The organism is Nocardia neocaledoniensis, from assembly GCF_003182135.1.
Classification (GTDB): Bacteria; Actinomycetota; Actinomycetes; order Mycobacteriales; family Mycobacteriaceae; genus Nocardia; species Nocardia neocaledoniensis.
In genome coordinates this window covers 54302-56211 of sequence record NZ_QGTL01000009.1, presented here as the reverse complement: position 1 = coordinate 56211, position 1910 = coordinate 54302, and the positions used below count along the sequence as shown (strand labels likewise).

The following is a 1910-nucleotide window of genomic DNA, read 5'->3' as shown; positions in this document are numbered from 1 at the left end:
CCCAAACCTCGCTTCCGGAACACCTGGGTAGGCGCTCCCCGACGACACCGGAACGCAGGCGCCTCAGCCAGAACTAGCGTGGCGCCTGCGTCTCGGGTTCAATTCTCGAAATCAATCAGGCAAAAAATGTCCATTGGCACTATCTGTCAGGCCGTCCGGTCTTGTTACATGGCCGAGACCATGCTCATGACCGCCGGACCGGCAGCGCCGGTGTGCTCGTCGCAAACCATCGCACCAATCTACCGGTGCGCTCGCCCGGCAACCAACCACCTCCATAGCTGTCGCACATCGGGCCAGGTAGGGCCGCCGACGTCAGTTTGCTGACGCTTGTCGGTGTTCTCACATCGTTCGGGGACCCATTCGTGAGCACGGGAATCGAGGCGTGGATCACACCAACCGGTCGGTGTCAGCTTATCGGCGGACGAACCCGCGCCGGGTCGTAAAGGTGCGACTGGGCGCAGTCGATGCCGGTGGTCATGGCGCGGCCGACGAGGATGATCGCGGCTTGGCGGAGGCCGGCGGACTCGACCTGGTCGGCGATGTCGGTGAGGGTGCCGCGCAGGACCAGTTGTTCGGGCTGGCTGGCGCGGTAGACGACGGCGACGGGGCAATCCGGGCCGTAGTCGGCGGACAGTTCTTCGGCGAGGGGGCGGATGCGGGTGATCGCCAGGTGCAGGGCGAGGGTGGCGCCGGTGGCGGCGAAGTTCGCGAGGGCCTCGCCGGGTGGCATGGCGGTGGAGCGGGCCTGGGTGCGGGTCAGGATCACCGACTGGGCGACCTCGGGGACGGTCAGTTCGGCGCCGAGAACGGCCGCCGCGGCCGCGTAGGCGGGCACGCCGGGGGTGATGTCCCAGGGCACGCCGTGCGCGTCGAGCCGCCGGGTCTGCTCGGTGACGGCCGAGTACAGCGACGGGTCACCCGAGCACAGCCGTGCCACGTCCTTGCCCGCCGCGTGCGCGGCGACGAGATGCGCGGTGATCTGGTCCAGATCCAGCCCCTGCGTATCGATCAACTCGGCCTCCGGCGCGCAATGCGCCAGCACGTCGGGGTCCAGATAGGTCCCCGCGTACAGACAGACCGGGCTCTCCCGCAGCAGGTTCACCGCGCGCACCGTCAGCAGATCGGCCGCGCCGGGGCCGGCCCCGATGAAGTGCACAGTCATGACGCGCGACCCTCCGCGTGACGCGGCAACCGGTTCATCGGGCGGCTCCCGGGGACATCCAGACGAGCCCGGCCAGCTCCGCCGCTTCGCCCAGCCGCTTGTCGAACGTGAGGAAGGCGTCGAGATCGGCGGACAGTTCCTGCGCGGTCGCCAGGTGGATCGCGTCGAGACTACGAACCGTCGGCGGACTCACCGCGGCGGCGTTCGCCCGGACGATCGGGTCGATGTCGATCCGATCGACCCGCGCCAGCACGCCGGGGACGCTGACCAGATCCTGCGGAGCGGCGACCCGGACGGCTCGAACCAGCTCGACTTCGGTCAACGCCGAGGTCATCCACGGCACCTCCGACCGATCCACGAGCCAATCCACCAGGGCATCGGTCTCGCGTTCGCGGTGGACCAGCTTCACCAACGCGCTCGTATCGAAGTAGAGCATCAGTAGCGTTCACCGTCGCGAAGGTCCTGGAGCGCGTCGCTGACCGCATTGTCCTCGTCGGTGGTCGCACCGGCGGCCTCGCGGCGCAGCTGTGCCAGTAGTTCGGCACGACCCCTGGTCGCCGGGCGCACGCGACCATGCGCGATCAGCCGCGCTCGCGCGTCGTCCTCCGGCTCGACCGGAACGATCCGGCCGATGACGCGCCCGCGCTCGGTGATGTCGACGGCTTCGCCCGCCTTGACGAGGGCGAGGCACCGTGCGGTGTGATGCGAGAGCTCGCGTACCGGAACTGTGGCCATGTCAGCGATTGTG

3 protein-coding genes are annotated in these 1910 nt (G+C 68.8%); all 3 read right to left on the bottom strand.

Annotation, left to right across the window (positions count from 1 at the left end; translation table 11 throughout):
• Positions 1 to 406: 406 nt before the first annotated feature.
• Genes cobM through DFR69_RS22810 form a run of 3 tightly spaced genes read right to left on the bottom strand, consistent with a single transcriptional unit; the run spans position 407 to position 1897 of the window.
• Complete coding sequence (gene cobM / locus DFR69_RS22820) at positions 407 to 1162, bottom strand: precorrin-4 C(11)-methyltransferase (RefSeq protein ID WP_110039669.1); 756 nt, start codon at positions 1160 to 1162, stop codon at positions 407 to 409.
• Positions 1163 to 1196: 34 nt separating this feature from the next.
• Positions 1197 to 1598, bottom strand: a complete 402-nt coding sequence (locus DFR69_RS22815; RefSeq protein WP_110039668.1) for a type II toxin-antitoxin system VapC family toxin — start codon at positions 1596 to 1598, stop codon at positions 1197 to 1199.
• Positions 1598 to 1897, bottom strand: coding sequence for a type II toxin-antitoxin system Phd/YefM family antitoxin (locus tag DFR69_RS22810; protein WP_110039667.1), 300 nt, complete (start codon positions 1895 to 1897; stop codon positions 1598 to 1600). The genes DFR69_RS22815 and DFR69_RS22810 overlap by 1 nt, the downstream gene beginning before the upstream one ends.
• Between the last annotated feature and the right edge of the window lie 13 nt (positions 1898 to 1910).